The sequence below is a fragment of the Modestobacter sp. VKM Ac-2977 genome, from assembly GCF_026968045.1.
GTDB lineage: Bacteria > Actinomycetota > Actinomycetes > Mycobacteriales > Geodermatophilaceae > Modestobacter.
The window spans coordinates 1,013,572-1,038,812 of sequence record NZ_JAPVBQ010000001.1 but is presented as its reverse complement, the minus strand read 5'-3'; the positions used below and the strand labels follow the sequence as shown (position 1 = coordinate 1,038,812).

The 25,241-nt window shown below is 73.5% G+C and carries 22 protein-coding genes and 1 tRNA gene; 7 read left to right on the top strand and 16 right to left on the bottom strand.

The features are described from left to right. Positions 1-3: 3 nt before the first annotated feature. Genes O2V63_RS05065 through O2V63_RS05050 form a run of 4 tightly spaced genes read right to left on the bottom strand, consistent with a single transcriptional unit; the run spans position 4 to position 3,418 of the window. Positions 4-612 (bottom strand): response regulator transcription factor, encoded by a 609-nt coding sequence (locus tag O2V63_RS05065; RefSeq protein WP_269166464.1) that lies wholly within the window; start codon positions 610-612, stop codon positions 4-6. Beyond that, on the bottom strand, positions 609-1,733 hold the full coding sequence (locus tag O2V63_RS05060; protein ID WP_269166463.1) for a sensor histidine kinase: 1,125 nt from the start codon (positions 1,731-1,733) through the stop codon (positions 609-611). The genes O2V63_RS05065 and O2V63_RS05060 overlap by 4 nt, the downstream gene beginning before the upstream one ends. A 36-nt stretch (positions 1,734-1,769) precedes the next feature. Beyond that, complete coding sequence (locus tag O2V63_RS05055) at positions 1,770-2,510, bottom strand: ABC transporter permease (protein ID WP_269166462.1); 741 nt, start codon at positions 2,508-2,510, stop codon at positions 1,770-1,772. Then, a complete protein-coding gene (locus O2V63_RS05050; protein WP_269166461.1) occupies positions 2,507-3,418 on the bottom strand; it encodes an ATP-binding cassette domain-containing protein in 912 nt (303 codons plus the stop codon). Before O2V63_RS05050 ends, O2V63_RS05055 begins: the two co-directional genes overlap by 4 nt. A gap of 105 nt (positions 3,419-3,523) precedes the next feature. Between O2V63_RS05050 and recQ the strand changes: the two genes are divergently transcribed. Then, positions 3,524-5,353, top strand: coding sequence for a DNA helicase RecQ (gene recQ, locus O2V63_RS05045; protein ID WP_269166460.1), 1,830 nt, complete (start codon positions 3,524-3,526; stop codon positions 5,351-5,353). Positions 5,354-5,367: 14 nt separating this feature from the next. Here recQ and hemW read toward each other — a convergent pair whose 3' ends face one another. Then, the gene (gene hemW / locus O2V63_RS05040; RefSeq protein ID WP_269166459.1) at positions 5,368-6,600 is read right to left on the bottom strand and encodes a radical SAM family heme chaperone HemW; all 1,233 of its coding nucleotides are present in this window, start codon (positions 6,598-6,600) and stop codon (positions 5,368-5,370) included. A 39-nt stretch (positions 6,601-6,639) separates the two neighbouring features. Here hemW and O2V63_RS05035 point away from each other — a divergent pair, with 39 nt between their 5' ends. After that, positions 6,640-7,425, top strand: a complete 786-nt coding sequence (locus O2V63_RS05035; protein WP_269166458.1) for an enoyl-CoA hydratase-related protein — start codon at positions 6,640-6,642, stop codon at positions 7,423-7,425. A gap of 92 nt (positions 7,426-7,517) precedes the next feature. On the opposite strand, the gene selB is transcribed toward O2V63_RS05035, so the two are convergent. From selB to O2V63_RS04990, 9 genes are all read right to left on the bottom strand, one after another. Further along, the gene (gene selB, locus O2V63_RS05030; protein WP_269166457.1) at positions 7,518-9,287 is read right to left on the bottom strand and encodes a selenocysteine-specific translation elongation factor; all 1,770 of its coding nucleotides are present in this window, start codon (positions 9,285-9,287) and stop codon (positions 7,518-7,520) included. Then, positions 9,278-10,615, bottom strand: coding sequence for an L-seryl-tRNA(Sec) selenium transferase (gene selA / locus O2V63_RS05025; protein ID WP_269166456.1), 1,338 nt, complete (start codon positions 10,613-10,615; stop codon positions 9,278-9,280). Before selA ends, selB begins: the two co-directional genes overlap by 10 nt. Before the next feature lie 60 nt (positions 10,616-10,675). After that, positions 10,676-10,771 (bottom strand) — tRNA-OTHER (locus O2V63_RS05020). A gap of 64 nt (positions 10,772-10,835) precedes the next feature. Further along, positions 10,836-11,909, bottom strand: coding sequence for an ABC transporter ATP-binding protein (locus tag O2V63_RS05015; protein WP_269166455.1), 1,074 nt, complete (start codon positions 11,907-11,909; stop codon positions 10,836-10,838). A 107-nt stretch (positions 11,910-12,016) separates the two neighbouring features. Next, positions 12,017-13,528 carry an arabinosylfuranosidase ArfA gene (gene arfA, locus O2V63_RS05010; protein WP_269166454.1) on the bottom strand — a complete coding sequence of 504 codons (1,512 nt, stop codon included), beginning with the start codon at positions 13,526-13,528 and terminating at the stop codon, positions 12,017-12,019. A 142-nt stretch (positions 13,529-13,670) separates the two neighbouring features. Next, positions 13,671-14,597, bottom strand: a complete 927-nt coding sequence (locus O2V63_RS05005) for a carbohydrate ABC transporter permease (protein WP_269166453.1) — start codon at positions 14,595-14,597, stop codon at positions 13,671-13,673. Further along, the gene (locus O2V63_RS05000; protein WP_269166452.1) at positions 14,594-15,550 is read right to left on the bottom strand and encodes a carbohydrate ABC transporter permease; all 957 of its coding nucleotides are present in this window, start codon (positions 15,548-15,550) and stop codon (positions 14,594-14,596) included. Before O2V63_RS05000 ends, O2V63_RS05005 begins: the two co-directional genes overlap by 4 nt. A gap of 106 nt (positions 15,551-15,656) precedes the next feature. Next, on the bottom strand, positions 15,657-17,009 hold the full coding sequence (locus O2V63_RS04995; RefSeq protein WP_269166451.1) for an extracellular solute-binding protein: 1,353 nt from the start codon (positions 17,007-17,009) through the stop codon (positions 15,657-15,659). 379 nt (positions 17,010-17,388) lie between these two features. Next, positions 17,389-18,387 (bottom strand): LacI family DNA-binding transcriptional regulator, encoded by a 999-nt coding sequence (locus O2V63_RS04990; RefSeq protein ID WP_269166450.1) that lies wholly within the window; start codon positions 18,385-18,387, stop codon positions 17,389-17,391. Positions 18,388-18,577: 190 nt separating this feature from the next. Between O2V63_RS04990 and selD the strand changes: the two genes are divergently transcribed. The 3 genes from selD (at position 18,578) to O2V63_RS04975 (ending at position 21,199) form a co-directional block, all read left to right on the top strand. Then, positions 18,578-19,585: a selenide, water dikinase SelD gene (gene selD / locus O2V63_RS04985; RefSeq protein ID WP_269166449.1), complete on the top strand. Its 1,008-nt coding sequence runs from the start codon at positions 18,578-18,580 to the stop codon at positions 19,583-19,585. Between the two features lie 163 nt (positions 19,586-19,748). Continuing rightward, positions 19,749-20,192, top strand: coding sequence for a hypothetical protein (locus tag O2V63_RS04980; protein WP_269166448.1), 444 nt, complete (start codon positions 19,749-19,751; stop codon positions 20,190-20,192). A gap of 41 nt (positions 20,193-20,233) precedes the next feature. Then, complete coding sequence (locus O2V63_RS04975; RefSeq protein ID WP_269166447.1) at positions 20,234-21,199, top strand: zinc-binding dehydrogenase; 966 nt, start codon at positions 20,234-20,236, stop codon at positions 21,197-21,199. A gap of 4 nt (positions 21,200-21,203) precedes the next feature. Here the strand turns inward: O2V63_RS04975 and O2V63_RS04970 are convergent, their stop codons facing one another. Together O2V63_RS04970 and lepA are read right to left on the bottom strand one after the other, a co-directional pair. After that, positions 21,204-21,860, bottom strand: a complete 657-nt coding sequence (locus O2V63_RS04970; RefSeq protein ID WP_269166446.1) for an MOSC domain-containing protein — start codon at positions 21,858-21,860, stop codon at positions 21,204-21,206. Then, a complete protein-coding gene (gene lepA / locus O2V63_RS04965; RefSeq protein ID WP_269161946.1) occupies positions 21,857-23,704 on the bottom strand; it encodes a translation elongation factor 4 in 1,848 nt (615 codons plus the stop codon). Before lepA ends, O2V63_RS04970 begins: the two co-directional genes overlap by 4 nt. 74 nt (positions 23,705-23,778) lie before the next feature. Here lepA and O2V63_RS04960 point away from each other — a divergent pair, with 74 nt between their 5' ends. Then, positions 23,779-24,762 carry a phosphotransferase family protein gene (locus O2V63_RS04960; protein ID WP_269166445.1) on the top strand — a complete coding sequence of 328 codons (984 nt, stop codon included), beginning with the start codon at positions 23,779-23,781 and terminating at the stop codon, positions 24,760-24,762. A gap of 103 nt (positions 24,763-24,865) precedes the next feature. Then, positions 24,866-25,126, top strand: a complete 261-nt coding sequence (gene rpsT / locus O2V63_RS04955; protein WP_036336679.1) for a 30S ribosomal protein S20 — start codon at positions 24,866-24,868, stop codon at positions 25,124-25,126. Positions 25,127-25,241 lie beyond the last annotated feature (115 nt).

Here is a 25,241-nt window from a genome sequence, read left to right as displayed (position 1 = left end):
GGCTCAGAGCCAGCCCTTCTCCTCCGCCACCCGGGCCGCCTCCACCCGGGTGCGCGCCCCGGTCTTGCCGATCGCCGAGGACAGGTAGTTCCGCACCGTCCCCTCGGACAGGTACAGCCGCCCGGCCATGTCGGCGACCGTCGCCCCGTCGGCCGCCGCCCGCAGCACGTCCGCCTCGCGACCCGACAGCGGGGTCGCGCCCATCGCCAGCGCAGCGGCGGCCAGGTCCCGGTCGATCACCCGCTCCCCCGCCATCACCGCCCGGATGCCCCGGGCCAGCTCGGCCACCGGCGAGTCCTTGACCAGGAAGCCCGCGGCGCCGACCTCCATCGCCCGGCGCAGGAAGCCGGGCCGGCCGAACGTGGTGAGGACGACGGCGCGCACCTCCGGCAGTGCAGCGGCCAGCTCCCGGGCCGCCTCGAGCCCGTCCTGCCCCGGCATCTCGATGTCCAGCAGTGCCACGTCCGGCCGGCAGGCACGCGCGGCCTCGAGCACCTCGTCGCCGCGGCCGACCTCGGCCACCACCTCGATGTCCTCCTCGAGGTCCAGCAGCGCCCGCAGCGCGCCCCGCACCAGCGCCTGGTCCTCGGCCAGCAGCACCCGGATCGTCACGCGCTCACCGACACCGTGTCCACCGATGTCGCGAGCAGCGGCACCGTGGCCTGCAGCCGGTACCCGCCGCCGTCCACCGGGCCGGCCGCCAGCTCACCGCCCAGCGCACCGACCCGCTCGCGCAGCCCGGCCAGCCCCGACCCGGGCGAGGTGCCCAGCACGGTGATCGGGTCCTCCGCGCCACGACCGTCGTCGGTCACCGTCAGCACCGCGCGCACCCCGTCCTCGGCCAGGCCGATCGTCACCGAGCCGGCCCGGCTGTGCCGCAGCACGTTCGTCGTGGCCTCGCGCACCACCCACCCCAGGGCGGCGTCGACCGTGCCCGGCAGCGTGGGCACCCGGTCGGGCAGCCGCACGTCGATGCCGGCCCCGGTCAGTGCGGAGCGCGCCTCGGCGAGCGCCTGGGCGCAGGTCACCTGCCGGTAGCCGCTGACGGCGTCGCGCACCTCGGCCAGCGCGCGACGAGCGGCCTCCTCGACGTCGGCCATCTCCTGTCGGGCGCGGACGGGGTCGGCCTCGGCGAGCCGGCGGGCGAGCTCGCTCTTGAGCGCGATGAGCGACAGCGAGTGCCCGAGCAGGTCGTGCAGGTCGCGGGCGAAGCGCAGCCGCTCCTCGGTGACGGCGTTGCGGGCCAGCTCCTCGCGGGCCTCCTGCAGCTCCCGGTTCACGGTCATCAGATAGCCGGTGCCCCGGATCCCGAAGGCGGTGAGCAGGCAGATCGGCGACAGGAACAGCAGGCCGGGGTCCCCCGAGGCCAGGGGCACCGCCAGGCACACCAGCGCCGCGCCGACCACGGCCGGCCACACCCAGCGCCCGGGCAGCGTGGCCGCGGCGGCCGCCGACACGTAGATCATCAACCCGGCGAAAGCGGGCCCGAACCCGACCGCCAGCGCGACGGCGAGCACCGCGGTCGCCGCGAACTCCGGCCGCAGCGCCCGCGGCCGGCCGAGCTGCCCCATCACCCGCAGGTAGACCACGGTGAAGACGAGCAGCCCGATCGCGCCGACCCAGCGCGCCGCCGTCGGGCGGTCGGTGGTGACGAGGTCGACGATCGGGAAGAACTGGAACAGCAGCCAGGGCACTGCCCAGATCGCCTGCCCCCACCAGTTCGACCGGTCCATGAGACGGACGCTAGCGGTCGGCCGCCCGGTCACGGCTCAGCCCGCCACCGCGTGCAGTGGGCGTCGCCGGGCGACCACCAGCGCGGCCGCGGCGAACACGACCCCGTAGCCCGCCAGCGCCATGACCGGCAGGCCGGCGAACGTCCCGGCCGCGACGTCACGGCCCAGCTCGGCGAACCAGTAGGACGGCATCGCACGGGCCAGCGCCGCCATCCCGTCCGGGAACATCTCGACCGGGAACCACAGCCCACCCAGCGCGGCGAGCACGGTGCCGAGGATCCCGATCGCCGCGCCGGCGGCCTGGGCGTCCAGGGACAGCCCCACCGCCACACCGAGCGCCACGAACACGACCGACCCCGCCCACAGCGAGCCGATCAGCGCCAGCCACGTGCCCAGGCCGAACTCGACGCCGTTGACGAACCGCCCGACCAGCGCCACGACGAGCAGACTGGGCAGCACCAGCAGCGCCCCGACCACGACGTCGACGGAGAACACCGACCCGGTGGGCACCGGCGTCACCCGCAGCTGCCGCAGCCAGCCGGAGGAGCGGTCGAAGGCGATCCGGATCGTCGCGCCCAGCGCGGCACCGATCGCCCCGTAGGCCATCATCGAGACCAGGACGGCGCCGGCGAGGTCCTGGTACTCCCCGGCCGGCGCCTGCCCGCCGATGACCTTGGTGAAGAAGATCGTGAAGAGCGCCGGCAGCAGCACCGTGAAGAACAGGTACTGCTTGTTCCGGCCCACCCGGCGGAGCTGGAAGAGGAGCAGGTCGGTCATCGGAGGGCTCCCTCGGTGGCGTCGCGCTGGGTGGTGAGGTGCAGGAAGGCCTGTTCGAGGCTCGCGCCGCGCACCTCGAGGTCGGGCAGCGGGGTGCGGCTGTCGAGCAGCGCGCGCAGGGTCGCCTCGGCGTCGGAGGTGGCGAGCTCGACGAGGTCGGCGTCCCCGCTGATGCCGGTGACGCCCGGCAGCCCGGTCAGCCCGTCCCGCAGCCCGGGGCAGCGGAACCGGACGGTGCGCCCGGCGATCTGCGACTTGATCGCGGCCGCCGTCCCGTCGGCGAGGACCCGCCCACCGGCGACCACCACGACCCGGTCGGCGACCGCGTCGGCCTCGTCGAGGTGGTGGGTGGCGAAGACGACGGTGTGCCCGCGCGCGGCCAGACCGCGCATCGTCGTCCAGAAGGCCTGCCGTCCCTCGACGTCCATGGCCGAGGTCGGCTCGTCCAGCAGCAGCAGCGGCGGTGCGCCGGCCAGGGCGAGAGCGAGCAGCACCCGCTGGCGCTGCCCGCCGGAGAGCGCGTCGACCGCGCGGTCGAGCAGGCCGCCGATGCCGGCGGTGGCGACCAGGTCCGCCAGCGGCCACGGGTCGTCGTAGCGGCGGCGCACCAGGGCGAGCACCTCGCCGACGCGCGCCTCGCTGGGCAGGCCGCCGTGCTGCAGCATCGCCCCGACGCCACCGGCCTCCAGCGCTGCGGCCGGCTCGCGCCCGAGCAGCCGGACCGTGCCGGCCGCCGGGCGGAACAGCCCGAGCGCGGCGTTGACGACGGAGGACTTCCCCGCGCCGTTGGCACCGAGCAGGGCGACGGTCTCGCCGCGGGGGACGGCGAGGGTCAGGTCGTGGACGGCGGTCGCGCTGCCGTACCGGACGGTCAGTCCGCGGACGTCGAGGGCGAGGGGTTCGGGCATGCCCCGAGCCTGGCCGCCCACGGTGCCTCTCCGGCAGTGCGAGACGTCGTCCACACCTCGTGACGGATGTCAGACCGCCGGCCGCACGCCGCCTACGCTCGTCGGGTGGACGTGCTCGAAGACCCTGCCCTCGACGTGCTCGGCCGGGTGTTCGGCTACGACGCCTTCCGCGGACCGCAGCGCGAGGTCGTCGACCACGTCGTCGCCGGCGGCGATGCGCTGGTGCTGATGCCGACCGGTGGCGGGAAGTCGCTGTGCTACCAGGTGCCGGCGCTGCTGCGGGAGGGCGTCGGCGTCGTCGTCTCCCCGCTGATCGCGCTGATGCAGGACCAGGTCGACACGCTGCGGGCCCTGGGCGTGCGCGCCGGGTTCCTCAACTCCAGCCAGGACCGGGCCGAGCGCCGGGACGTCGAGGAGGCGTTCCTCGCCGAGGAGCTCGACCTGCTCTACGTGGCCCCGGAGTCCCTGGGCGGTGGCGCCTCACCGACCGCCCGCCTGCTCGAACGCGGCCGGATCGCCTTGTTCGCCATCGACGAGGCGCACTGCGTGGCGCAGTGGGGGCACGACTTCCGGCCCGACTACCTGGCCCTGTCGATGCTGCACGAGCGCTGGCCCGACGTGCCCCGGATCGCCCTGACGGCGACGGCCACCCCCGCCACCCACGCCGAGATCAGCACCCGGCTCCAGCTCGACGACGCGCTGCACGTGGTCGCCGGGTTCGACCGGCCGAACATCCAGTACCGGATCGCGCCGAAGAACGAGCCGCGCAAGCAGCTGCTGGACCTGCTGCGCACCGAGCACCCCGGGGACGCCGGCATCGTCTACTGCCTGTCCCGCGCCTCGGTGGAGAAGACCGCCGAGTTCCTGGTGGGCCAGGGCATAGCCGCGCTGCCCTACCACGCGGGGCTGGACCAGCGGACCCGCGCGACGCACCAGTCCCGGTTCCTGCGCGAGGACGGGCTGGTGATGGTCGCGACCATCGCCTTCGGCATGGGCATCGACAAGCCCGACGTCCGCTTCGTCGCCCACCTGGACCTGCCCAAGTCGGTCGAGGGCTACTACCAGGAGACCGGCCGCGCCGGCCGGGACGGACTGCCCTCGACGGCCTGGCTGGCCTACGGGCTGGCCGACGTCGTCCAGCAACGCAAGATGATCGAGTCCTCGGAGGGCGACGCCGCGCACCGCCGGGTGCTGTCCGCCCAGCTCGACGCGATGCTGGCGCTCTGCGAGACGGTCGAGTGCCGGCGGGTGCGGCTGCTGGCCCACTTCGGCCAGGAGAGCGCGCCCTGCGGCAACTGCGACACCTGCCTCAGCCCCCCGGAGTCCTGGGACGCCACCATCCCGGCGCAGATGCTGCTGTCCACGGTGCTGCGGCTGCAGCGCGAGCGCGGGCAGTCCTTCGGCGCCGGCCAGTCGATCGACATCCTGCTCGGCAAGCGCACCGACAAGGTCACCCAGCACAGCCACGACGAGCTGACCGTCTTCGGCATCGGCACCGACCTGTCCGAGGGCCAGTGGCGCGGCGTCGTCCGTCAGCTGCTGGCACAGGGGCTGCTCGCGGTGCAGGGCGAGTACGGGACGTTGGCGCTCAACGAGGCCAGCGGGCCGGTGCTGCGCCGGGAACGCGAGGTGCTGATGCGCCGTGAGCCCGAACGCCCGACCCGGGCTGCCACCGCCCGCGCCCGCGGCAGCCGGTCCACGGCTCCTGAGCTGCCCGCGTCGGCCGCCCCGGCGTTCGAGCGGCTGCGGGCCTGGCGGGCCGCCACCGCCAAGGAGCAGGGAGTGCCCGCCTACGTCGTCTTCCACGACGCGACCCTGCGGCAGATCGCCACCGAGGAGCCGGCGACTCTGGCCGCCCTGGGCACGATCGGCGGCGTCGGCGCGACGAAGCTGGAGAAGTTCGGCGACCAGGTCCTCGCCGCCCTGCACGGCTGAGGCCGCTGGCGTCCCTAGTCGGTGAGGTCGCGGACGACGGCGTCGGCGAGCAGCCTGCCGCGGTCGGTGAGGACGGCGAGCCCTGCCTCGTGCGGCGCGGCTGCCAGCAGCCCCCGGGCGACGGAGTCCGCGGCCCGCGCCCGCCCCGCCGCGCTCAGTGCGGTCAGCGGCAGCCCGTCACGCAGCCGGAGCCCGAGCATCACCGTCTCCAGCGCCTGGTCCGCAGGCGTCAGCAGCTCGCTGTCGGCGGCCGGGTGCAGACCGGCGGCCAGCCGGTCGGCGTAGGCGGCCGGGTGCTTGACGTTCCACCAGCGCAGCCCGCCGACGTGCGAGTGCGCGCCGGGCCCGATCCCCCACCAGTTCGCGTTGGCCCAGTACAGCTCGTTGTGCCGGCAGCGGGCCGCCCGGTCGCGGGCCCAGTTCGACACCTCGTACCAGCCCAGCCCGGCCGTTCCGAACGTGCGGTCGGCCATCTCGTAGCGGTCGGCCAGCACGTCGTCGTCCGGCATCGGCAGCTCGCCCCGGGCCACCCGCCGGGCCAGCCGGGTGCCCTGCTCGACGATCAGCGCATAGGCGCTGACGTGGTCGACCGGCGCGGCCAGGACGGCGTCGAGCGAGGCCTGCCAGTCGGCGTCGGTCTCCCCCGGTGCGCCGTAGATCAGGTCCAGGTTCACGTGCTCGAAGCCGGCGGCCCGGGCCTCGTGCGCGGCCTGCACCGCCCGGCCGGGGGTGTGCCGGCGGTCCAGCACGGCGAGCACGTGCTCGGCGGCGGACTGCATGCCCAGGCTGATCCGGGTGAAGCCACCGGCCCGCAGGGTGGCCAGCGACTCCGGCGTCACCGACTCGGGGTTGGCCTCGGTGGTCACCTCCACGTCGGAGGCCACCGGGAAGAGCTCACGGACGGCGTCCATGACGGCCACCAGGTCCTGCGCCGGCAGCAGCGTCGGGGTGCCGCCACCGACGAAGACCGTCTGCACCGGCGGGCGGTCGGGCCCCAGCACCTCGGCGGCGAACCGCAGCTCGGCGATGGCGGTGCCGGCGTACTCGCTGCGGTTGGCGCCCGGGCCCAGCTCGTCGGAGGTGTAGGTGTTGAAGTCGCAGTAGCCGCAGCGCGTGGCGCAGAACGGCACGTGCACGTAGAGGCCGAACGGCGTCGTCGGCAGGCCGTCCCGGGCCGACGCCGGGAGCATCGAGGGGTCCGCGGGCAGCGCCGGGGTCTGGCCGAGGAGAGGGAGGGTCGTGGTCATCGCTGCTCCCAGTGTGACCGCCCCCGGCAAGATGGCGGCGTGACCTCCGCGACCAATGACGACCGCGTGCTCTCCGTCGACGTGTCCGCCGGCGTGGCCCGGCTGACCCTCGACTCCCCCGCCAACCGGAACGCCCTCTCCCGCGCCATGCGCGCCCAGCTCCGCACCGCCCTCACCGAGGCCTTCGCCGACGACGCCGTACGGGTGGTGGTGCTCGACCACACCGGCCGGGTGTTCTGCTCCGGCATGGACCTCGCCGAGGCCACCGGAGGCGCCGCCGCCGACCAGGGCGTCAACGAGTTCCCCGAGCTGCTGGAGCTGATCTGGAACGCGCCGAAGCCGGTGCTCGCCGCCGTCCGCGGCCCGGCTCGCGCGGGTGGGGTGGGACTGGCCGCGGCCTGCGACGTCGTGGTGGCCGGCGCTGCTGCCACCTTCGCGTTCACCGAGGTGCGGATCGGCGTCGTCCCGGCGGTGATCTCCGCGGTGTGCCGGCCGCGGATGCTGCCGAACGTCGTCCACCGGCTGATGCTCACCGGCGAGGTCTTCGACGCCGCGACGGCCGCCGCCGGCGGGCTGGTCGACCTGGCCGTGCCGGACGACGAGGTCGACGCCACCGTCGCTGCGCAGGTCACCGCGCTGGCCGCCGGGGCGCCGACCGCGCTGGCCGAGACGAAGCGGCTGCTGCGGTCGGGCACCGACCTGGCCGGGCAGATCCCGGCGCTGCTGGAGCTGTCGGCGCGGTTCTTCGCCGGCGAGGAGGGCCAGGAGGGCATCGCCGCCTTCCGGGAGAAGCGCCCCGCCCGCTGGGTCCCGGCCGGCGACTGACCCTGCCGCGGCTGGCGCCGGCCACCGGGTGGTCCCACACGCACGCGGTCCGGCTGACGGAGCCGGCGGCGCCCGTCGGGTGAGACGGCGGGTCAGCGCAGCCGGCGGGTGTTGTCCGGCTGGCGGACGGTGACCCCGCGGGCGTCGAGCCACTCGGCCAGTGGGACGGCGACCCGGCGGGTCGTCCCCCACGCCTTGCGCGCCTCGCTGAGCGTGAACGGCTGCGGCAGCGCCGCGAGCCTGACCCGGGCCTGCTCGGCGACCCCCGGTGCCAGGTAGATGCCCTCGGTGATCCGCACCAGCTGCTCGTCCCGCACCGCTGCGGCCAGCTCGCGCGGCCCCAGTCCGGCGGCCACCAGGTCACCGGCCTCCGGGGCGGCGAACGGCTCCTGCACCAGGCGGGCGCGGATGCCGTCCACCGCCTGTTGCACCGCCGGCGGCAGCGCCGCGGCACCGGAGACGACCCGGCCGTCCCGCAGCGCCAGGGGCTCCCGCACCAGCGAAGGCACCAGCTCGACATCGGGCAGCTCCAGCGCCGACCGCAGCACCGCGGTCGGCGGGCCGGGCTCCAGCGGGCGCAGCTGCCGATAGCGGGCCACCACCTGCGGCACCCGGGCGGCCAGCTCGTCGGCCAGCCCCGGAGCGAGGAGCCAGGGGCCGACGGCCGTGGCGTCCGCGGGCACCGGCCAGCCCATCGCCACGAAGTCCGCCCGGCGCACGAACCGCCGCCGCACCAGGTCCGCCCGCGCCCCGGCCTCACCCATCGGCTGCTCGGCGAGCTCGGCCGCGCGGGTCCGGGCAGCCCCGCGGCGGCGCAGCTCCGGTGGGTCCACGTCGCGCACGTCGGCACCGTGCACCCGTCGGGCGCCGGGGTCGCGCAGCAGCAGCCGGTCCCCCACCCGCAGCGGCAGCTCGGTGGCCAGTCGCAGGCGCAGGGCCGACCCGTCCAGCGGACGTACGCGCGCCGCGACCGTCGCCGACCCGATGTGCACGACCAGCTCCGCGGGCAGCTTCTCCTCGACCGGTCGCACCAGCGTCACGTCGAGGTCCGCGGTGCGCCGGAACGCGTCGGGGGTGAGCAGCGCGTCGCCGCGGGAGAGCTCCTCGACCGCCACCCCGCGCAGGTTGAGCGCCACCCGGGCGGTGGCCGAGGCCGCCTCGACCGGCGCCCCGAGCGACTGCAGCCCACGCACGGTCACCGGTCGCCCGCCCAGGTCCAGCCGGTCGCCGGTGGTGATCGTGCCGGCGGCCAGGGTGCCGGTCACGACGGTCCCGGCGCCCCGGATGGTGAACGCCCGGTCGATCCACAGCCGCACCGGCGCGACCGCCTCGGGGGCGGGCAGACCCGCCAGCACCTGCTCCAGCGCAGCGGCCAGCTCCGGCAGCCCGGTACCGGACCGCGCGCTGACCGCCACGGCCGGCACCCGGCCCAGCGACGTCCCGGCCAGCCGCTCGGCGGCGTCGGCGAGCACCGGCGCGGGGTCGGCGAGGTCGGACTTGGTGACGGCGAGCAGCCCGTGCCGCACCCCGAGGGCATCGAGGACGGCGACGTGCTCGGCGGTCTGCGCCGACCACCCGTCGTCCGCGGCGACCACGACCAGCGCGGCGGGCACCGAACCGACCCCGGCGAGCATGTTGCCCACGAACCGCTCGTGCCCGGGCACGTCGACGATCGCCAGCCGGCGACCGGAGGGCAGCGTCGTCCAGGCGAACCCCAGATCGATGGTGAGCCCGCGCCGGCGCTCCTCCTCCCAGCGGTCCGGCTCCATCCCGGTCAGGGCCGTCACCAGCGTCGACTTGCCGTGGTCGACGTGGCCGGCGGTCGCCAGGACGTCCATCCGGGCGGCAGCGGTCAGCTCCACCGGCGGGCCACCTCCGTCACGGCGGTGATGAGCCGCTCGTCGTCGGTGGGGAGCAGGCTGCGCACGTCGAGCAGCGTGCGGTCGCCGTCCAGGTGGCCGACCACCGGCGGGTCACCGTGTCGCAGCGCTTCGGCGAACCGCGGGTCGAGCGCGACGGCGGCGCTGGGCAGCTCGAACTCCGGGGCTCCCCCACCGCCGACCCGCGCGGTCGACGCGACGGCGACCGCCTCGATCCCGCGGGCCTGCAGGGCGGCGGCCACCGCGGTGGCCCGGGCCTGCAGCCGGGCCGGGTCGGCGTCCAGCATCTGCTGGACCGGCGGCACCGGGCCGCGCACCGTCGCCTCCAGGGCTGCCAGGGTCGTCTTGTCCACCCGCAGCGCCCGGTAGAGCGGGTGCCGCCGCAGCCGCTGGACCAGCGCTGCGGAGCCGAGCACGATGCCGGCCTGCGGGCCGCCGAGCAGCTTGTCGCCGCTGCACAGCACCAGGTCCGCGCCGGCGGCCAGCGTGGTCTCCAGGTCCGGCTCGTCGGGCAGCAGCGGATGCGGGCGGAGCAGCCCGCTGCCCACGTCGACGACCAGCGGCACCCCGGTGCCGGCCAGCGCGGGAGCCAGCTCCGCGACGTCGGCGGACCGGGTGAACCCGCGGACGACGAAGTTCGAGGGGTGCACCTTGAGCACCGCGCCGGTGTCCGGGCCGAGGGCGTCGGTGTAGTCGGTGAGCGAGACCCGGTTCGTCGTCCCGACCTCGCGCAGCCGCGCACCGGTGCTGACCAGCAGGTCGGGGATGCGGAAGCCGTCGCCGATCTCGACCAGCTCCCCACGCGCGATGACCAGCTCCCCGCCGAACGCGGTGGCCACCAGCGCCAGCGCGGCGGCGCAGTTGTTCACCACCAGCGCGGCCTCGGCGGCGGGCACGGCGGCCAGCAGCGCCGACAGCGCTCCCTCTCCCCGCGGGCCGCGGCGGCCGGTGCCGAGGTCGAGCTCGACGTCGGTGGTGCCGCTGGCCGCCACCACCGCGGCCACGGCCGCGCTCGACAGCGGTGCCCGGCCCAGGTTGGTGTGCACGAGCACGCCGGTGGCGTTGAGCACCGGCGAGAGGCTGCTGGCGGTGCCGGGCAGCCCGGCCAGCACGGCGGCGACGACGTCCTCCGACGGCAGGTCGCCCTCCCGGACACGCTGTTGCGCGACCTGGACGGCGCGCTTCACCAGTTCCCGGCCCAGTCGCTGCACCGCAGCGGCGACGGCGGGGTCGGCGAGCACCGTGTCGGTCCGGGGCACCCGCCGGCGCGGGTCGGTGGTCGCGGCGGCGGTCGTGGCGTCCGTGGTCATCGCGGCCGAGCGTAGGTGGCCGTCGCGGAGCCGGCCCGAGGGCCGGCTCCGCGGAGCGGCTGGCGGAGACGGACGGGAATCGAACCCGCCTGACCGAGTTGCTCGGCCACGTCGGCTTTAGAGGCCGCGGGGGCCACCAGACACCCTGACGTCTCCGCCGCCGACCTTACGTCCCGACGGCTGGACCGGCAGGTCCCGCCCGTCCGGCGGGACCCGACGGTCAGTCCGCCAGCCGGACCCCGTCGCTGCCGAAGAGGTGGACGTGGTCGGCCCGCGGCACGACGTGGACCCGCTCCCCCCGGCGGGGTGGCTGCCGGCCGTCGACCCGGACGGTGACCAGGGACTCGGTGCCCCCCTGGGTGAGCCGGCCGTAGACGTAGGCGTCGGCGCCCAGTTCCTCGACGACGTCGACCTCGACCGCGGCCCCCGAGTCGGAGATGTCGAAGTCCTCCGGGCGGACACCCAGGGTCATCGTGTCGCCGGCGTTGGCGGCCAGGACCTCCCGCGCCACCGGGTGGACCCGGTCGCCGAAGCGGACGCCCCCGTCGGTCACCGGCACCTCGAAGAGGTTCATCGCCGGGGAGCCGATGAAGCCGGCGACGAAGACGTTGGCCGGGCGGTCGTAGAGCTCGCGGGGAGCACCGACCTGCATGAGCTCGCCGTCCTTGAGCACCGCGACCCGGTCGCCCATGGTCATCGCCTCGACCTGGTCGTGGGTGACGTAGACGGTGGTGATGCCCAGCCGGCGCTGCAGCGAGGCGATCTGGGTGCGGGTCTGCACGCGGAGCTTGGCGTCGAGGTTGGACAGCGGCTCGTCCATCAGGAAGACCTTGGGCTTGCGGACGATGGCCCGCCCCATGGCGACCCGCTGCCGCTGCCCGCCGGAGAGCGCCTTGGGCTTGCGGTCCAGGTAGGGCTCCAGGTCCAGCAGCCTGGCCGCCTCCTCGACCCGGGCGCGGCGTTCCCCCTTGTCCATCCCGGCGATCTTCAGCGCGAAGCCCATGTTCTCGGCGACGGTCATGTGCGGGTAGAGCGCGTAGTTCTGGAACACCATCGCGATGTCCCGGTCCTTCGGCTCGACGTCGGTGACGTCCTTGCCGTCGATGAGGATGCGCCCCTCGTCGACCTGCTCCAGGCCGGCCAGCATCCGCAGGGACGTGGACTTCCCGCAGCCGGAGGGCCCGACCAGGATCAAGAACTCCCCGTCGGCCACGGTCAGGTCGAGCGAGTCGACCGCCAGCCGATCGGAGCCGGCGTAGGCACAGGTCGCTCGCTCATAGGTGACGGTCGCCATCGGGCGCACTCCTGGTGGTCGGGGATGCCGGGGATCCGGGCAGGGCGGACGAGGGAGAGGTGATCGGGTGCTCGGCGGGCGGGGCCGCTGAGCAGGCGGGCCGGGGGTCAGCCAAGGGAGACCGCCGTCCAGGACACCGGGGGCAGCTCGATGGTGAGGACGCCGTCCTGCAGGTGGGCGCTCTTGTTCGCCACCGGGGTGACCCGGGTCGGCTCGGCCAGGGTGTTGACCGCATACGGGTCGTCGTCGTTCAGGGTGTGCGTCTCCAGGACGCGCACGTCGCCGAGGCTGCGGGCGTCGATGGTCACCGTCGTCGGCCCCTCGATCGCCCGGTTGACCAGGAAGACCGCCGTGGCGCCGGTCTCCGGGTCGTGGGTGGCGACCGCGTCGACCAGGGGGACGTCGCCGTGCTCGGTCGTGCGGTACGTCTCGCTCGACAGCTCGACGCGCAGCGCGCTCCCCCGGGCCAGGCGGGAGGTCAGCGCGAAGGGGAAGAACGTCGTCTGCCGCCAGGCCGGGCCACCGGGCTCGGTCATGATCGGCGCGATGACGTTCACCAGCTGCGCCAGGCTGGCGGAGGTGACCCGGTCGGCGTGCTTGAGCAGCGAGATCAGCAGGCTGCCGACGACGACGGCGTCGGCGACGTGGTAGGCGTCCTCGAGCAGCCGGGGTGCGTAGGGCCACTTCTCGATGTCGGTGATCTGGTCCTCGGCGTGGAAGCGCTCCTGGTACCAGACGTTCCACTCGTCGAAGGCGATGTTGATCGTCTTGGCGCTGCGCAGCTCCGCCTTGACGTGGTCGGCGGTGGCGACGACGGACTCGATGAAGTGGTCCATGTCGACGGCCGAGGCGAGGAAGCCGGCCAGGTCGCCGTTGCGCTCGGCGTAGTAGGCGTGGCAGGAGATGAAGTCGACGTCCTCGTAGGTGTGCTCCAGCACGGTGCGCTCCCACGCCCCGAACGTCGGCATGGCGGAGTTGGAGCTGCCGCAGACCACGAGCTCGACGGACGGGTCCAGCTGGCGCATGGCCTTGGCGGCCTGGGCGGCGATCTTCCCGTAGTCCTCCGCGCTGCGGTGCCCCAGCTGCCACGGGCCGTCCATCTCGTTGCCCAGGCACCACATCTTCACGCCGAAGGGCTCCGTGGTGCCGTCGGCGATCCGCTGGTCCGACAGCGCCGACCCGGACCGGACGTTGCTGTACTCGAGGAGGTCGAGGGCCTCCAGCACACCGCGGGTGCCCAGGTTGACGGCCAGCATCAGCTCGCTGCCCGCCTTGTCGTTCCAGCGGGCGAACTCGTGCAGGCCGACCTGGTTGGTCTCCAGCGAGTGCCACGCCAGGTCCAGGCGCTTGGGCCGGGACTCCCGTGGCCCGACGCCGTCCTCCCACCGGTAGCCGGAGACGAAGTTGCCGCCGGGGTAGCGGATGGTCGAGACCCCGAGCTCGCGGACCAGCTCCAGCACGTCGGTCCGGAAGCCCTCCTCGTCGGCCGTCGGGTGACCGGGCTCGTAGAGGCCGTCGTAGACGCAGCGGCCCAGGTGCTCGACGAAGGAGCCGAAGACCCGCCGGTGGACGGCGCCGATGGTGAAGCGGGGGTCGAGCGTCAGCTGTGCAGTGGGCATGAGGGTTCCTCGACGTGGGGGCGGCCGGGCCGCGCGATGGGGTGACGGGCCTGGAGCAGGCTCGCCGGAGGGACGGGGCGCACGGCACGAGGGCGTGCCGCGCCGGCCGTGACCCGACGCCGGTGGCGGGCCACCGGGGGGACTACTTGAGGCTGCCGATGGACAGGCCGCCCTGCCAGTACCGCTGGAGGCCGAGGAAGGCGGCGATCAGCGGGATGATCGACACCAGCGAACCGACGACGATCAGCGTGTAGAGGGAGACGCCGCCGCCGTTGTTGGCGCCGGCGAGTCCCTGCCAGAGGTTGATCCCCACGGTGATCGGGAAGAGCTCGGAGTCCGACAGGACGGCGAGGGGCAGGAAGTAGTTGTTCCAGGTGCCCACGACCGACAGCAGCAGCACCGTGACGATCGCCGGGCGCATCAGGGGCAGCGCGACCTGGAAGAAGGTGCGGAACTCCCCCGCGCCGTCCATCCGGGCCGCGTCCAGCAGCTCGTCGGGCACGCCGTCGGCGGTGTAGACCCGCATCAGGTACACGCCGAACGGGCTGAGCATCGACGGCAGGATCACCGCCCACGCGGTGTTGGTGAGCTCGACCTCCGACAGCATCACGAAGGTGGGGATGACCAGGGCGGTCATCGGGACCATGACCGCGCCGAGCAGCAGCGCGAAGGAGATCCGGCGGCCCGGGAAGTCGAACTTGGCGAACGCGTACCCGGCGAGCACGGCCAGGACGGTGGCCCCGATGCCGCCACCGAAGGCGTAGAGCAGCGAGTTGCCGAGCCACCTGAGGTAGATGCCGTCGTTGTAGGTGAACAGCGTCGAGAGGTTGTCGAAGAGGGCGAACTCCTCCCCGAACCACAGGGCGCCGTTCGGCGAGTTGAACAGCCCGCCGGGGCTCTTGGTGCTGGCCACGACGAGGAACCACAGCGGCAGCACGAAGTAGAGGACGAGGAAGGCGAGGAACAGGTGCGAGCCGGTACGACGCCGACGCGGGCGTCGGGCACGGCGGCCCTCCCGGAGGCCGTGGACCGCATCGTCGGCGCGGACGGGGCTGGACAGGACGCTCACTTGAGGAACCCCCCACGCTTGCGGGTCAGGAAGAGGAAGAGGTAGACGCCGATGAACACCACGATGCCCAGGGCGAAGGAGATGGCCGAGGCGTAGTTGAACTGGGCGAACCGGAACGCCAGGTTGAAGGCGTAGACGTTCGGGGTGATGTCGGTGGTGATCGACCCGTTGGAGATCGGCAGCAGCACCTGGGGCTCGGTGAAGAACTGCAGGGTGCCGATGACGGCGAAGACCAGGATGAGCACCAGCGCCGAGCTGATCATCGGGATCTTGATCCGGGTGGCGATCTGCCAGGCCTTCGCGCCGTCCATCCGGGCCGCCTCGTAGATGGCCGGGTCGATCCCCTGCAGCGCCGCGTAGATGATGATCATGTAGTAGCCGGCCCACTGCCAGGTCACCACGTTCGTCAGCCCGTAGAACAGGTTGTCCGGGCTCAGCAGGAACGGTGCGCTCTCCCCGAACAGCTGCTCCAGCGGCCCGAAGTTCGGGCTGTACAGGAAGCCCCACAGCACCGCACCGATGACGGCGGGGATCGCGTAGGGGACGAAGATCATGAGCCGGGAGAACTTGGCGAAGCGGCTGGTCAACGAGTCGAGCACCAGCGCAGCGATCAGGGCGACCAGCATCTGGGCCGGGATGACCACGACGGCGAAGCGCACGACGAACCAGACACCGGACAGGAACGCCGGGTCGGTGAAGGCCCGGCTGTAGTTGGCCAGTCCGGCGAACTCCTCGCCCGTGGCCAGCCCGTTGGTGAAGAGGCTGAGGTAGAAGGCGTACAGCAGCGGGCCCACCAGGAACAGCAGGAAGACCACCGCGAACGGGGCCAGGAACAGCCAGCCGACCAGCCCGTTGCCGCGCCGCTTGCGTCGGCGGGTGCCCCGCCGTCCGGTGGCCGACGTGGCCCCTGCCGCGGGGGACACCGGCCGCGGTGCCGTGTCCAGCGTTGCCATCACCGTCTCGCTCTCGTTCTGGGGAGGTTGGGGTGTCCGGTCGCGGGGGGGGGGGGGGGGCCCCCCCCCCGCGGCCGGACCGAGTCGTCCGGCTGGGCCGGCCGGCTCAGTTGAGCGTGAAGCCCTGCTGCTCGGCGTAGGCCTCCATCTCCGCCTGCAGGTCGTCCAGCGCCTCCGAGCCGGTCTTCTCACCGGCGTTGATCGCGGCGATCTCCTCGGTGAACTGGGCGTAGAACGTGGTGCCGAAGGGGCTGTAGGTCGACCCCTCGTAGGCGTTGGCCGCCGGGATGTAGACGTCCTTGTTGGCGGTCTGGCCGTCGAAGAACTCCGACTCGTGGTCGATGAACTCCTGCGAGTTCAGCACCGACTGGTTCAGCGGGAAGATCGTCTGCGACGTCCACCCGTCCGTCAGCGACGGCTCGTCGGCGTACAGCTCCATCGCCACCTGCGCGGCCAGCTCCGGGTCCTCCGCCTGGCTGGTCACCGCGAGGACCGAACCACCCCAGTTGACCGAGACGGGGTTGGCCGGGTCCCACTGCGGCAACGGGGCGACGCGCCAGGTGCCCGCGTCCGCGCCCTCACCCGCGCCGGCGCCGGTCAGGTAGCCGGGCGCCCAGGCGGCGGAGATGTAGGTGGCGTAGTCGCCGTTGATCGCACCGGAGATGTACTCGGTGGTGAACTGGTCCTGGGTGCCGATGAGCCCGTCCTCGACCAGGCCGGCCCAGTAGTCCAGCACCTCCTTGCTCTCCGGGCTGTTGAGGTCGATCTCCAGCTCGGTCGGGTTCGCCGAGTCGTAGGTCCACGGCTCCGCGCCGTTCTGCTGCATCAGGGCCACGGTGGGGGCCGGGACGTTCGCCGGGAGGTCGCCCATCAGCGGCCCACCGGCGGCCTTCAGCTTCTCCGCCGCGGCCCGGTACTCGTCCCAGGTGGTGGGCGGGGTGATGCCGTACTGGTCGAAGATGTCCTGGCGGTACATCATCGCCATCGGGCCACCGTCGATCGGGATGCCGTACACCGCGTCGCCGCTGGAGACGTCGCGCCAGGCACCCTCGCCGAAGTTGCCCTCGACCTCGCTGGCGCCGTACTCGCTGAGGTCGAGCAGGGCCTCCTGCAGGGCGAAGACCGGGACGGTGTCGGTCTCGAGCATGATCACGTCCGGGGCGCCGCGGCCGGCCGAGACGGCGGTCTGGAACTTGGCGTACTCGTCGGCCCCCTGGCCGGCGTTGGTGAGGCAGACCTGCACGTCGGTGTGGGTGTCGTTGAAGTTCTCCACCACCGTCTTCATGTTCGGGTACCACGCCCACACGGAGACGACCGGCGCCTCCTCGTTGACGATCGGCACGCTGCAGGACCCGCCGCCGCTGGCGGCGGCCTCGCCGTCCCCACCTCCGCCACAGGCGGTGACGCTGGTCATGACGGTTCCCGCACCGAACAGTGCGGTCATGAGCTTCTTGTTCACGGGAGGTCCCTCTCGGAGTGACGGCCACGGACGCCGTCGTCGGTGGCTGGAGCCGGCTGCACGTTCGACTCCCGGTGGAGCGAGGTGCGACGAGCTGCAGTGGGCGAGGATGTCGCCCAGCGCCGCGCGCAGGTGCACCCGGTCGCGGGGTGGTGACCGGGGGCAGGCGCCGGAGCGCCGCACACGTCGTCGACTGTGCCCTGGAGCACGTTCTACAACGTTGTGAAGAGCAATGTGGCCCATCCCACGACAGCTGTCAAGAGAGCTCTGCGGAACGTGTCCTCGTGGTGACGGGGGCGCCGGGAGACCGCCCCTGGGGGCGGCTCGACGGCTCCACCACAGGGACGTCGCCCGGGCCCGACGCCCGGCGATCGACGTCTCAGGTGGACTCGCGCTGGACGATCGAGTAGCCCACTTCCACGTGCTGAGGGGCGATGCCCCGGTCGGCGATCCGCTGCACGACCGCCTCGACGGCCCGCTCCGCGATCTCCCGGCGCCCCGGGTCGACGGTGGTGAGCGTCGGCTGGGAGAACATGCCGTCGTCGGTGTTGTCGAAGCCGATCACCGCGACGTCGTCGGGAACCCGCCGGCCGGCCGCGATCAGGGCGTGCATGGCACCGAGGGCGAGGGTGTCGTTGAAGGCGAACACGGCGTCGAAGTCCACTCCGGAGGCGATCAGCGCCTGCGCCGCCTCGGCCCCCTCCCGTCGGTGCCACAGCTCTGCCGGGCCCAGCAGCCGCTCGTCGAACGGGATGCCCGCCGCGTCCAGCGCCGCCCGGTACCCCTGCAGGCGCAGCCCGGCCGAGCCGATCACCTCACCGGGGTGGGACCCGACGACCGCGATGCGCCGGCGACCGCGGGCGAGGAGGTGCTCCGTGGCGGCCCGCGCGGCCGCCACGTTCTGCATGGTCACGTGGTCGACCGAGGGGTGGAAGATGCGTTCACCGAGCAACACCAGCGGGGTGTCGATCTCGACCAGCGAGGCGTCCTCGGCGCTGAGCCCCAGGGGGCTGAACAGCAGCCCGTCGACCATCCGCAGCCGGGCGCTGCCCAGCAGGTCGAGCTCCCGCTGGCGGTCCCGGTTGGTCTGCTCGATGAGCACGACCAGTCCCCGGCGCTCGGCCGCCCGGATCACCTCGTCGGCCAGCTCGGCGAAGTACGGCAGCCGCAGCTCGGGGACGGCGAGGCTGATCGCGTCACTGCGGCCGGACCGGAGGCTGCGCGCCGACAGGTTCGGCTGGTACCCCAGCTCGGCGATGGCCTCCTGCACGCGTTGCCGGGTGCTGGGGCGGACGTGCGGGTAGTCGTTCACCACGTTCGACACCGTCTTGAAGGAGACCCCCGCAAGCCGGGCCACGTCGTGCAGCGTGGCGACCACGTCCCCGCTCCTCCCGTCGCGACCAGGCTCTCCGGCGCTGCCTCGGCAGATCCGGGGTGGTCCCGGCCGCACTGGTCCTCCGGGAGACTGCCACAGCGCGGCACCCCCGGGGACCCAGGAGGTGGCGCCCGACACCCTCGGGTGACGGCGCCGAGCCCGTCCGCCGGGTGGCGGCCTACATTCGACGACCGTGACCGCCACTGCACCGCCCGTCCGGCTGACCCAGTACGCGCACGGTGGCGGCTGCGCCTGCAAGATCCCGCCCGGCGAGCTCGAGGCGGTCGTCGCCGGCCTCACCGCCACCGGCCCGGACCACCCTGCGGCCGAACTGGTCGTCGGCCTGGACGACGGGGACGACGCCGCCGTGGTGCGGATCGCCGGCGGCCAGGGGCTGGTGCTCACCACCGACTTCTTCACCCCGGTCGTCGACGACGCGTACACCTTCGGCCGGATCGCCGCGGCCAACGCGCTCTCCGACGTCTACGCGATGGGCGGCACCCCGGTCATGGCGGTGAACCTGCTCGGCTGGCCGCGGGACGTGCTGCCGGCCGAGCTGGCCGCGGAGGTGCTGCGCGGCGGGCTGGAGGTCGCGCACGCGGCGGGCTGCCACGTCGGCGGCGGCCACTCCATCGACGACCCCGAGCCGAAGTACGGCATGGCGGTCACCGGCCTGGTCGACCTGGACCGGCTGATCCGCAACGACGCCGCCGTCGCGGGGACGGCGCTGTCGCTGACCAAGCCGCTGGGCGTGGGCGTGCTGAACAGCCGGCACAAGAACACCGGCGAGGTGTCGGCCGAGGCAGTGGCCTCGATGACCGCGCTCAACGCCGAGGCGTCGGTGGCCGCCGTCGCCGCGGGCATCCGGGCGGGAACCGACGTCACCGGCTTCGGCCTGCTCGGCCACCTGTACAAGATGGCCCGCGCCAGCGGGGTGACCGCGGTGGTCGACGCCGCCGCCGTCCCCTACCTGGCCGGGGCCCGGCAGGCGCTGGCCGACGGCTGGGTCTCCGGCGGCACCCGGCGGAACCTGGACTGGGTGCGCCCGCACGCCGACCTGTCGGCGGTCAGCGAGGAGGAGGCGCTGCTGCTGGCCGACGCACAGACCTCCGGCGGGCTGCTGCTCGGCGGCGAGGTGCCCGGCGCCCCGGTGATCGGTGAGTTCGTGGCGCAGCAGGAGTTCGCCGTCGTCGTCCGCTGACCTCCGGGGGCGCCCAGCGTGTCCTCGGCGACGCGCCGGGCGAGCCAGCACTCCCGCGCCGGACGACGTCCCCGACCGGCCCGGTCCACTGCCATCCTCCCGGCGGGCCCGCGGCCGCGACGAGGCGGTCCGCTGATCGACCGGCCCGTGGAGAGGACAGGTCATGCGGACGACGACACGATCCTGGATCTGCGGCAGCACCGGCCTCGCGCTGCTCCTGCTGGGGGCCGGCCCGGCCGCGGCGTCGCCGCCCGGCGCGGACTCCGGCAGCGGGCCGCCGGACAGTGCCATCGGCTACGCCACCGCTCTGCTGTACGGCGAGAACCGGACCGGCGAGGGCGGCGCGGAGAGCCTGTTCGAGGCCTACGCGCCGGCCGGCGTGCCGGCGTTCGCCCGGGGCGAGGTGTTCATCGGGGGCTACGAGTGCCTCACCGAGGGCTCCGTGCCGGCGCAGGTGACCGGGCTGGAGTCTGCACGGGCCACCGGCTGGCTCCGCTACGACTGCGGCTCCGCGGAGGGCACGGTGCGGGGTTACGCCGTCGTGCACCTGACATCCGGCAGGAACGGGTCACCTGCTGACCGGACCGCCCCCGGGGGGCGGGGGTGACCCACGTCGCAGCGGCGGCGGCACTCGGTTAGCGTCCGCTCATGCTCGCTGCGTTCGTCGCCACCCCTGCCCCTGACGACCCGCTCTCCGTGCTTGAGGTCGGTGACCGGCCAGAGCCCGAGGCCCCCGAGGGCTGGACGACGGTCCAGGTGAAGGCCGCGTCGCTCAACCACCACGACCTGTTCAGCCTGCGCGGGATCGGTCTGCCCGCCGAGCGGATGCCGATGACCCTCGGCTGCGACGCGGCGGGCATCGACGCCGACGGCAACGAGGTGGTGGTGCACGCGGTCATCACCTCCCCCGGCTGGACCGGCGACGAGACGATGGACCCGAAGCGGTCGCTGCTGTCGGAGGTGCACCAGGGCACGCTCGCCGAGCGCGTCGTCGTGCCCCGGCGCAACGTCGTCCCCAAGCCGGCCGAGCTCTCCTTCGCCGAGGCGGCCTGCCTGCCCACCGCCTGGCTGACCGCCTACCGGATGCTGTTCGTCCGCTCCGGGCTGCGGCCCGGGTCGACGGTCCTCGTGCAGGGGGCCAGTGGCGGCGTGGCGACGGCGCTGATCAAGCTCGGCAGCGCAGCCGGCTACCGGGTCTGGGTCACCGGCCGCAGCGAGGAGAAGCGGACGGCGGCGCTCGCACTGGGCGCGGACCAGGCGTTCGAGACCGGCGCCCGGCTGCCCGAGCGGGTGGACGGCGTGATGGAGACCGTCGGTGAGGCCACCTGGTCGCACAGCATCAAGTCGCTCAAGCCCGGCGGGGTGGTGGTGACCTGCGGGGCGACCACCGGCTTCAACCCCGGCGCCGAGCTGAACCGGGTGTTCTTCACCCAGCTGTCGGTGATCGGCTCGACGATGGGCACCCGGGACGAGCTCGACGACCTGATCCAGATGTGCCGGATCACCGGGGTGCGGCCGCAGATCGACGTGGAGCTGCCGCTGTCGGAGGCCCGCGACGGCTTCGCGCGGATGCTCGAGGGCCGCACCGCCGGGAAGATCGTCTTCACGGTCTGACCGGTCAGGCCAGGGCGGCGAGCCGTTTGTCGATCTTGGCGGCGAGCACCGGCTGGTCCTTCGTCGGCACGTACCGGAGGACCGGGGCCAGCTCGGGCAGCCGCGACTTCTGGGTCATCACGATCCGGAAGGCGGTCTCCACGGTGATCCCGTGGTCGGGGCGGGACACGACCTGGACCTCGTCCCCCGCACCGAGCTCGCCGGTCTGCAGCACGCGCAGGTAGGCGCCGGTGGCGCCGTGCGCGGCGAACCGCTTCACCAGGTCGGGCACGCCCCAGAACCGGGCGAAGTTGGCGCACGGGGTGCGCCAGGCCGTCACCTGGAGGAGCGCCGTCCCGACCTGCCACTGCTCGCCGAGGACGGCGGTGCGCAGGTCGAGCCCGGTGGTGCGCAGGTTCTCCCCGAACCGCCCCGGCGGCAGGTCGCGGCCGAGCTCGGCCTCCCACCAGTCGGCGTCGGCCTGCGCGTAGGCGTAGACCGCCTGCCCCTCGCCGCCGTGGTGCTTCTTGTTGACCTGGACGTCGCCGTCCAGCCCCAACTCGCCGACGGCGACCCGGCCGGCCACCGGCGCCTTGTCGATGCCGCTGCGGTCGGGGCGCCGGCCGGGCAGCGGCAGCAGGTCGGCGCCGGAGACGCAGACCGCGGTGACGCGCCCGCTCACTTCGGCTTGGCGGCGGTGGACTCGTTGGTGGAGAGCGCGGCCACGAAGGCCTCCTGGGGGACCTCGACGCGGCCGACCATCTTCATCCGCTTCTTGCCCTCCTTCTGCTTCTCCAGCAGCTTGCGCTTGCGGCTGATGTCACCGCCGTAGCACTTGGCCAGCACGTCCTTGCGGATGGCGCGGACGGTCTCGCGGGCGATCACCCGGGCGCCGACGGCGGCCTGGATCGGCACCTCGAACTGCTGGCGCGGGATGAGCTCACGGAGCTTGCCGGCCATCAGCACGCCGTAGCTGTAGGCCTTGTCGGCGTGCACGATCGCGGAGAAGGCGTCGACGGCCTCGCCCTGCAGCAGGATGTCGACCTTCACCAGCTTCGACTCCTGCTCACCGGCCTCGGCGTAGTCCAGCGAGGCGTAGCCGCGGGTGCGGGACTTCAGTGCGTCGAAGAAGTCGAAGATGATCTCCCCGAGCGGCAGCGTGTAGCGCAGCTCGACCCGGGACTCCGACAGGTAGTCCATGCCACCGAGCTGACCGCGACGGCCCTGGCAGAGCTCCATGATCACGCCGGTGTAGTCGCTCGGCGCGATGATCGTGGCCTTGACGATCGGCTCGTAGATCGTGCCCAGCTTGCCGCCCGGCCAGTCGCTCGGGTTGGTCACCGTGATCTCGGAGCCGTCCTCCATGACCACCCGGTACACGACGTTGGGCGCGGTGGAGATCAGGCTGATGCCCGCCTCGCGTTCCAGCCGCTCGCGGACGATCTCCAGGTGCAGCAGGCCCAGGAAGCCGACCCGGAAGCCGAAGCCCAGGGCCGCCGACGTCTCCGGCTCGTAGGTCAGCGCGGCGTCGTTGAGCAGCAGCTTGTCCAGCGCCTCCCGCAGCAGCGGGTAGTCGCTGCCGTCGATCGGGTAGAGCCCGGAGTAGACCATCGGCTTCGGGTCGCGGTAGCCGCCGATCGACTCGGCCGCCGGCTTGTGCTGGAGGGTGACGGTGTCACCGACGCGGGACTGACGGACGTCCTTCACCCCGGTGATGAAGTAGCCGACCTCGCCGATGCCCAGGCTCGCGACCTGCTTGGGCTCGGGCGCGATGACGCCGATCTCCAGCAGCTCGTGCGTGGCGCCCGTGGACATCATCTTGATCTTGTCGCGGGCGGAGATCCGGCCGTCGACGACGCGCACGTAGGTGATGACGCCGCGGTAGATGTCGTAGACCGAGTCGAAGATCATCGCCCGGGCGGGGCCGTCGGCGTCGCCGGTCGGCGCGGGGATCTCCTGCACGATCCGGTCGAGCAGCTCCGGCACGCCCTGCCCGGTCTTGCCGCTGACCCGCAGCACGTCGTCGGGGTCGCAGCCGATGATGTGCGCGATCTCCGCGGCGTACTTCTCCGGCTGCGCCGCGGGCAGGTCGATCTTGTTGAGCACCGGGATGATCGTGAGGTCGTTCTCCAGCGCCAGGTAGAGGTTCGCCAGCGTCTGGGCCTCGATGCCCTGGGCGGCGTCGACGAGCAGGACGGCGCCCTCACAGGCGGCCAGCGAGCGGGACACCTCGTAGGTGAAGTCGACGTGCCCCGGGGTGTCGATCATGTCGAGCACGAACTCGGTGCCGGTGTCGTCGCCGGTGCGGGGCGTCCAGGGCAGGCGGACGTTCTGCGCCTTGATGGTGATGCCGCGCTCGCGCTCGATGTCCATCCGGTCGAGGTACTGGGCGCGCATGTTCCGCCCCTCGACGAGCCCGGTGACCTCGAGCATGCGGTCGGCCAGCGTCGACTTGCCGTGGTCGATGTGGGCGATGATGCAGAAGTTCCGGATCCGGGCGGGATCGGTGGAGGCAGGAGTCGTCACAGTGCGCCCATCGTCCCACGGCTCCCCCGGGTAAAGCGATTGCCGGGCAGGTCGCCGTCCCGGACGGTGGACCGGTGACCGTGCCCGGCAGCCCGCGCCTGCCCTACGACCAGCTCCCCGCCGGGTTGCGGACGGCGATCGACGCCGCGCTCGGGTCGCCGGTGGTGCACGTGTCGCCCCGGACCGGCGGCTTCTCCCCCGGCCCGGCCGTGGTCGTGACCTGCGCGGACGGTGGCCGCGCGTTCGTCAAGGCAGTGGGCACCCCGCTCAATCCCGACACCCCCGCGCTGCTGCGCACCGAGGCTGCGGTGACCGCCGCCCTGCCCGCCGGGCTCCCGGCCCCACGACTGCGCGCACACCTGGAGTGGGCCGAGGACGCCGACGAGTGGGTGGCCCTGGTGTTCGACGAGGTCGACGGCGCCTGCCCGACCCTGCCCTGGACGGCGGCGACGGCGACCCGGGTGCTCACCGGCGTCAGCTCGTTCGCCGAACGGGCCACCCCCTGCCCGGTGGCGGAACTCCCGTCCCTGGACGACCGGCTCACCCAGGAACTGACCGCCTGGCCGCTGCTGCGAGCGGACCCACCTGCTGACCTCGACCCCTGGGAGGCCGACCGGCTCGACTGGCTGGCCGAGGTCCCCGCGCGGCTCGCCGGCCGCGGCGGGCTGACCGGGGACACGCTCGTGCACCTGGACCTCCGCGCGGACAACCTGCTGCTCCGTCCGGACGGCGAACTCGTCCTGCTCGACTGGGCGTGGGCCGCCCGGGGTCCGGCGTGGGTCGACCCGGTGCTGCTGTCGCTGGACATGGCGGTGCACGGCGGGCTGGACCCGGCCACCCTGGCCACCGGCCTGCCGGCCGTGGCCGCCGCGGACCCCGCCGACGTCACCGACCTCCTCCTGGTGCTCACCGGCATGTGGGCCCTCACCATGCGTGCGCCCGCTCCCCCGGGGATCCCGACGCTGCGTGCGTTCCAGCGCCGGTTCCACGGCGTCGCGCTGCACTGGGCGCGGAGCCGGCTGGCAGAGGAGGCCGTCAGCCGCGGATGCGACCGGTGAGCTGTGGGCTGGTATCTTGTGAGGCCGGTCCGCGCTGCGCTTCGTTGTGCCGTGGACGCACTGTCAGAAGTACACCTCCCTGCGACACATCCGAGGCTCACGCGTGGCGAACATCAAGTCCCAGATCAAGCGGATCAAGACCAACGAGATCGCTCGTCAGCGCAACGTCGCTGTCCGGTCCGCCCTGAAGACGCAGGTGCGGCGTTTCCGCACGGCCGCCGACGCCGGGGACAAGGCAGCGGCCGAGGCCGCCCTCGCGACCGCCTCGAAGGCACTGGACAAGGCGGCCAGCAAGGGCGTCATCCACAAGAACCAGGCGGCGAACCGCAAGTCGGCGCTGGCCAAGAAGGTCGCCAGCCTCTGAGCTGCGCGCACCCGCTCCGCGACGAGCCCCCTCCCCGCTGGGAGGGGGCTCGTGGCGTCTCTGGCCACATCTCGTCCTCCGGGCACCCAGCTCGGGCCCGGCGAGCCGTCGGCCA